At 69.5% G+C, this 6669-nt stretch carries 6 protein-coding genes; 3 read left to right on the top strand and 3 right to left on the bottom strand.

Translation table 11 applies throughout. The features are described 5' to 3' along the window. Nucleotides 1-84: 84 nt before the first annotated feature. Entirely contained in the window at nucleotides 85-1134 is a 1050-nt protein-coding gene (locus Q0653_RS13620) for a biotin/lipoate A/B protein ligase family protein (protein WP_298945211.1), read from the top strand. Between the two features lie 110 nt (nucleotides 1135-1244). Next, entirely contained in the window at nucleotides 1245-2216 is a 972-nt protein-coding gene (locus tag Q0653_RS13615; RefSeq protein WP_298945209.1) for a site-specific DNA-methyltransferase, read from the top strand. A 124-nt stretch (nucleotides 2217-2340) separates the two neighbouring features. Here Q0653_RS13615 and Q0653_RS13610 read toward each other — a convergent pair whose 3' ends face one another. From Q0653_RS13610 to galT, 3 genes are all read right to left on the bottom strand, one after another. Next, nucleotides 2341-3141: an alpha/beta hydrolase gene (locus tag Q0653_RS13610; protein WP_298945245.1), complete on the bottom strand. Its 801-nt coding sequence runs from the start codon at nucleotides 3139-3141 to the stop codon at nucleotides 2341-2343. A gap of 90 nt (nucleotides 3142-3231) precedes the next feature. Continuing rightward, on the bottom strand, nucleotides 3232-4404 hold the full coding sequence (galK, locus tag Q0653_RS13605) for a galactokinase (protein ID WP_298945207.1): 1173 nt from the start codon (nucleotides 4402-4404) through the stop codon (nucleotides 3232-3234). Continuing rightward, nucleotides 4401-5588: a galactose-1-phosphate uridylyltransferase gene (gene galT, locus Q0653_RS13600; protein WP_298945206.1), complete on the bottom strand. Its 1188-nt coding sequence runs from the start codon at nucleotides 5586-5588 to the stop codon at nucleotides 4401-4403. The genes galK and galT overlap by 4 nt, the downstream gene beginning before the upstream one ends. Nucleotides 5589-5692: 104 nt before the next feature. Here galT and Q0653_RS13595 point away from each other — a divergent pair, with 104 nt between their 5' ends. Then, nucleotides 5693-6661 carry a LacI family DNA-binding transcriptional regulator gene (locus Q0653_RS13595; RefSeq protein WP_298945202.1) on the top strand — a complete coding sequence of 323 codons (969 nt, stop codon included), beginning with the start codon at nucleotides 5693-5695 and terminating at the stop codon, nucleotides 6659-6661. Nucleotides 6662-6669: the final 8 nt, after the last annotated feature.

Here is a 6669-nt window from a genome sequence, read left to right as displayed (position 1 = left end):
AGGGAACCTAGACAGCTCCAACTCGACTACGGAGGTCTCCCCTACGTCAACAACGATCCGGGTCAGTACACCTAGGCTGGGAGCATGCACGGCGAATTCAAGGTTCCTGGCGGCAAGCTCGTCGTCGTCGATCTCGAGGTGCGCGATGGCAAGATCGCCGATTTCCACCTCGCCGGCGACTTCTTCCTCGAGCCCGACGACGCGCTGCTGGACATCGACGCGGCGGTGAACGGCCTGCCGGTCGAATCGGATGCGGGAGCCATCGCCGCCGCCGTCCGTGCCGCACTGCCCGAGGGTGCGCAGCTGCTCGGGTTCACGCCGGAATCGGTCGGCACCGCCGTGCGCCGCGCGCTGGTCACCGCGCCGGGATGGCGGGACTTCGCCTGGGAGATCGTGCACGAGAAGGCCATGTCGCCGCGGATGAACCTCGCGCTCGACGAAGTGCTCACCACCCGCGTCGGCGATGGCCGACGCAGGCCCACGCTGCGGATCTGGGAATGGGATGAGTCGGCCGTCGTGATCGGCTCGTTCCAGTCGTACCGCAACGAAGTCGATCCGGAGGGGGCCGCACGGCACGGATTCGACGTCGTCCGCCGGATCTCCGGCGGTGGCGCCATGCTCATGGCAGCGGGGTCGATTATCACCCACTCGCTGTACGTTCCGGCATCCCTCGTCGCGGGGATGACCTTCGCCGACTCGTACGCGTTCCTCGACGATTGGGTGCTGCAGGCGCTGCGCTCGCTCGGGATCGACGCCGTCTATCAGCCGCTCAACGACATCGCGTCGCCCTCCGGAAAGATCGGCGGGGCCGCGCAGAAGCGGCTCGCCAACGGCGGGGTGCTCCACCACGCGACCCTGTCGTATGACATGGACGGTCAGGTCATGACCGAGGTACTGCGCATCGGCCGGGAGAAGCTGTCAGACAAGGGAACGACGTCGGCCGCGAAGCGCGTCGACCCGCTGCGGTCGCAGACCGGGCTGTCGCGCGAAGCGATCATCACCCGGTTCACCGACACGTTCGCGCGGTTGTACGCGGCCGAGCCGGGGCGCATCAGTGACGAGGAATACGCCGAGGCGGAAGCCCTGGTCGCCTCGAAGTTCGCGACCGACGCGTGGCTGCACCGCGTTCCGTGAGCTCCGGCCTCCCGCCCGCCGCTCATGTCCCCATTCCGGCGGGGCGTGTCCCGATTTCGGCAGAGCATGTCCCAGTTCTGGCTGCTTTCGCACCCGCACATCAGCCACAAGTGGGACATGGACCCGTGGCGCCAGGCCGCGTCGAAATCCACCACAGCGACAATCTCACTGTCGCGCGCGGCTTCGCCGACGCCTCGTTCACCCTGATCTATCTCGATCCCCCGTTCAACACCGGCCGCCGGCAGGGCAAGGCGATCGAGTCTGCCGCCCGCCCCTCGGACCGTATTCAGTCTGCACGCGGTGGCGATGAGCCTGCACCCGCGGAAACACGCGGCGACGCCGCCGCGGCGGAGGCGCGCAGACTGAATACGGCGCCCGGGGTGCCGAATACGGCACGGGGTGGGCGGGTGAAGACCGGCTTCCGCGGGACGGCGTATGAGCGGTTGCGCGGGGATCTGCGGCAGTATGACGATCGATTCGATGACTACTGGGACTTCCTCGAGCCGCGGCTGCGCGAAGCCTGGCGGCTCCTCGCCGACGACGGAACGCTCTACCTGCACCTGGACTACCGCGAGGCGCACTACGCGAAGGTGCTGCTCGATGCCCTATTCGGGCGTGAGTGCTTTCTCAACGAGCTGATCTGGGCGTACGACTACGGCGCGAAGAGCAAAAGCCGCTGGCCGACCAAGCACGACACGATCCTGGTCTACGTGAAGGATCCCACGGCGTACTGGTTCGACTCCGACGGTGTCGATCGCGAGCCGTACATGGCCCCCGGGCTCGTGACCCCCGAGAAGGCTGCGCGCGGAAAGCTGCCCACCGATGTCTGGTGGCACACGATCGTGCCGACCTCGGGACGCGAGAAGACCGGCTATCCGACGCAGAAGCCGGAGGGGATTCTCCGCCGGATCGTGCAGGCATCCAGCCGTCCGGGCGACCGCGTTCTCGACCTCTTCGCTGGCAGTGGGACGACCGGCGCGGTGGCCTCGGCGCTCGGCCGCGACGCCGTGCTCGTCGACGACAATCCCGAGGCGATCGCTGTCATGCAGCGCCGGATGCCGCACGCCACCGTCGTGGGGTGACTCCGACGCGTGGGCTCGACGCCCGCAGCACCCACCGTGCCGATATCACCGAGTGCGCTGGTTGCGCGCGTGCCGGGACCAGCGCACTCGACGCGAGCCAGCGCCTTCGGGACGCTGCCCCCGCTCACTCCGCGAGGAACGCCAGCAACGCCTGGTTGACCTCGTCGCCGTGAGTCCAGAGGAAGCCGTGCGGCGCGCCCTCAATCTCGATGTAGGTGGCCTCGGGGAGAAGCTCACGGAACTTCCGCGCGGTCTTGTCGATCGGCAGGATGTTGTCGGCGGTGCCGTGCAGGATGAGCACCGGCACCGTGATCGCCGGAATGTCGCCCCGGAAGTCCGTGGCCCACGTGAGCGGCGCGGCGGCGATGGCGGCATTTCCGGCCCGGCGCGCAGACGCGACGGACGCGTCGACCGCCTCTTGCGAGATCCGCTGTCCGAGTGTGTCGTCGAGGTTGTAGAAGTCACGGAAGAACCCGGTGAGAAACGCGTGCCGGTCGTCGCGGACGGCCTGCGCCGTGCCGTCGAAGAAAGCCTGGTCACCGGCGCCATCGGGGTGCGCATCCGTGATCAGCAGATACGGTTCGAGCGATCCGAGGAACGCCGCCTTCGCGACGCGGCCCGCGCCATACCGGGTCAGATAGCGCGCGATCTCACCGGTGCCCATCGAGAACCCGACGAGCACGGCGTCCTGCAGATCGAGGTCGTCGATCAGGGCGTGCAGGTCTGCGGCGAACGTGTCGTCGTCCGATCCGGATGCCGTTTTCGTCGATGATCCGAACCCACGCCGGTCGTACGCGATGACGCGGTACCCGGCATCCAACAGCGCGGCCTGCTGCTTCCCCCACGACTCCCCGTCGAGGGGGAAGCCGTGGATCAAGACGACGGGCTGCCCCGCACCCTGGTCTCCTCCCGGTCGCGGACGGATGCCGCGGCTCGCCCCCGACGTTACGACGGTCGCCTCCGCGACTCCACCCCGTGACAGCGCCGGCTACCCGACGTTCACCGAAGGCGCGGGTCAGGCGTCGCGGCGCGCGCCCCCGGAGGGATGCACGGTGAAGATGTTCGGCGCGGTGAAGCCGGCATCCGCGAACGCCGTCTCGACCGCGGCGCGCACCGCATCGACCTGCGCGTGCTCGACGAGTGCGATGGCCGAGCCGCCGAAACCGCCGCCCGTCATCCGCGCGCCGATCGCGCCGGCCGTGCGGGCCGTCTCCACCGCGAGGTCGAGCTCGGGAACCGAGATCTCGAAGTCGTCGCGCATGGATACGTGCGAGGCGTCGAGCAGTGCGCCGATCGCGCGGGGGCCCTCTTCTCGGAGCGTCCGCACCGTGTCCAGCACGCGCTGATCCTCGGTGACGACGTGGCGGACACGGCGGAACGTGACGTCGTCCATCAGCTCTTCGGCGCGTGCGAGGTCACCGACCGACAGATCGCGCAGCGCCGGCACGCCCATGATCGCGGCGCCCTGTTCGCACGACGCACGGCGCTCACCATAGCCGCCGGTGGAGTGCGCGTGGCTCACGCGCGTGTCGATCACGAGGATGTCGAGACCCGCGGCGGTGAAGCCCAGCTCGATCACCTGCGCCTCGAAGCTACGGCAGTCGAGGAAGATCCCGGCGTCAGCCTGGCCACGCATCGAGGCCATCTGGTCCATGATCCCGGTCGGCGCGCCGACCGCTTCGTTCTCGGCGCGCCGTCCGGCCTGCGCGAGCGCGATCCGGTCAAGGCCGAGGTCCCAGACATCGTTGAGGGCGGATGCCGTGGCTCCCTCGATCGCGGCGGACGAGGACAAGCCCGCACCCACCGGAACGTCGGACGCGATCGCGATGTCGACGCCGGCGAACGCCGCGGCGTCACGGCCGTCGAGCAGGGCCCAGGCGACGCCGAGCGGGTAGCGGGCCCACTCGACGATCTCGTCGCGGCGGGCGGGGAAGAACGCATCCAGGTCGGCGAGGGCGACCTCGACCGGCACCGGGTCGAAGGTCGAGACGACCCGGATGCGGCCGTCGCTGCGCAGGCCGAGGGCGACGACGGTGCGGAAGTCGATCGCGAACGGGAAGACGAAGCCGTCGTTGTAATCCGTGTGCTCACCGATGAGGTTCACGCGACCGGGGGAGGACCACCGGCCCGCGGGCTCGGTACCGGTCAGTTCCTGGAAGAGGCCCTCGGCCTGCTCGGCGGCGGTCACAGCTGTACTCCTTCGATGGCGACTCGCAGACGGTCTGCGGCGGTTTCGGGCGGGACATCGCCGATCCAGGCGCCCATGGCGGCTTCGGATCCAGCGAGGAATTTGAGCTTGTCGGCAGCGCGGCGGGGCGACGTGATCTGCAGGTTCAGGCGGACGGTGTCGCGCCCGACGTTGACTGGCGCTTGGTGCCAGGCGGCGATGTAGGGCGTCGGCGAGTCGTAGACAGCATCCAGGCCGCGCAGCAGGCGCAGGTAGAGAGGGGCGAGTTCGTCCCGCTCCTCGTTCGTGAGGGCGGCGAAGTCGGGAACGTGGCGGTGCGGCAGCATGTGGATCTCGATCGGCCACCGGGCCGCGAACGGTACGAAGGCGGTCCAGTGCTCGCCACGCAGGAGCACACGCGGGCCCTGTTGTTCGAACTCGAGGATGCGCTGGAACAGGTCGGGAGCGGTGCGGTCGATCGAATCGAGCAGGCGGGTCGTCCGCGGCGTCACGTACGGGTAGGAGTAGATCTGCCCGTGCGGGTGCTGCAGAGTCACACCGATCGCCTCACCACGGTTCTCGAACGGGAACACCTGCTCGACGCCGGGGAGGGCCGAAAGCGCGGCCGTCCGGTCGGCCCACGCCTCGATCACGGTACGGGCGCGGGTGACCGACTGCGTGCCGAACGAGCCTTCGCGCTCCGGGGAGAAGCAGACGACCTCGCAGCGACCGACGCTCGTGCGCGTGCGACCGAGGCCGAGGTACTCGAGATCGTTGAGCCCGCGCGGCGGGTCGGTGGCCTCCGGTGCATCCCCGACGGCCTCGGCGAGGGCGGGGCCGAACGAGGGCGACTTGTTCTCGAAGACGGCGACGTCGTACAGCGAGGGGATCTCGGAGGGATTTGTCGGCGTCTGCGGAGCAAGCGGGTCGAGCTCGGCCGGCGGCAGGAACGCGCGGTTCTGGCGGGCGGCGGCGATCGAGACCCAATCGCCCGTGAGGATGTCTTGCCGCATCGTGGCGGTCGCCGGGCGCGGCTCGATCTCCCGTGCGTCGACGGCGCGCTCTGCGCCGAGAGTGGTGTCGGGGTCATCGAAATAGATGAGTTCGCGGCCGTCGGCGAGGCGTGTGGTGCGCTTGATGACGCCGGCGCCGAGCGTCTGCACGTCGGCCGCCGTGGGGGCGGGGGACGGGGTGTCGGGGTGCATCGTTGCGTGCTCCTTCGCAGGTGGTGACGCCTCCAGGCTACCGCGTTTGCGTGTTATCGTCAACACGAGCGGAAAGACCGGATTCCTGCCCATAGGATGGCGGAATGACGCGACGTGTTTCCATGGCCGATGTCGCCGCCGTCGCCGGCGTCTCCGCACAGACCGTTTCGCGCGTCGTGAACGACAGCCCCCGCGTCGATCCTGCGACGCGAGCGAACGTCGAGGCGGCCATGTCGCAACTCGGCTATCGCATGCACCGTGCGGCGCGGGCGCTGCGCACGGGGCGTACCGACACGATCGGTCTGATCGTGGCGAATCTGTCGTCGGTCGGCAACTCGCGCATGCTGCAAGCGCTCGCTGATCACGCTGCCGAGCGGGGGTTCGCGCTCACGGTCGTCACGGCATCCGGTCGTGAGGCGGTCGCCGACGCGTTCGCGCGACTGAGCGACCAGGGGATCGACGGTGCCGTGATCCTCAACGAAGCCACGGCACTCGCTCGCGGACTCGACGTGCCGCCGGGGCTCGCCCTCGTCGTGGTCGATTCACCCGCCGATGACCGCTTCGCCGTTGTCCAGACCGACCACGCCGCCGGGGCACGCGAGGCGACTGCGCACTTGCTCGGTCTCGGCCGGGGGCCTGTGCATCACCTCGCTGGCCCCGTCGGGTCGTTCGCGGCAGCCGAGCGCGAACGCGGCTGGCGGGAGGCCCACGAGGCAGCGGGTGTCGCGGCGCCGGAACTGCTCCGCGGTGACTGGACCTCGGCATCCGGTCACGACGCCATCGCTCCCGTCGCGGGGGAGATCACGGCGCTGTTCGCGGCCAACGACCAGATGGCGCTCGGAGCGCTGCGCGCGCTCGCAGAGGCGGGACGGCGCGTGCCCGACGATGTTGCCGTGATCGGGTTCGACGACGTGGAGGATGCCGCGTCCTACTTCCCGCCGCTGACGACCGTCCGACAGGACTTCGACGAACTGGGCGGGGCTGCGGTCGCCTCACTCGTCACCCTGATCGGGCGCGGCGAGGCGACGCCGGTCGTGCTCACGCCGCATCTCGTACAGCGCGCGAGCGCCTGACGGGCTGG

This window comes from uncultured Microbacterium sp. (assembly GCF_947488465.1).
Lineage (GTDB): Bacteria > Actinomycetota > Actinomycetes > Actinomycetales > Microbacteriaceae > Microbacterium.
Note: the sequence above shows the minus strand (reverse complement) of the source record. Positions and strands in the feature narration are given on the sequence as shown.

Bases quoted from the DNA above. Each gene is read 5' to 3' on its own strand.
- Q0653_RS13620 (WP_298945211.1), top strand. From the start codon at position 85: ATGCACGGCGAATTCAAGGTTCCTGGCGGCAAGCTCGTCGTCGTCGAT.
- galT (WP_298945206.1), bottom strand. From the start codon at position 5,588: ATGCACCCCGACACCCCGTCCCCCGCCCCCACGGCGGCCGACGTGCAG.
- Q0653_RS13595 (WP_298945202.1), top strand. From the start codon at position 5,693: ATGACGCGACGTGTTTCCATGGCCGATGTCGCCGCCGTCGCCGGCGTC.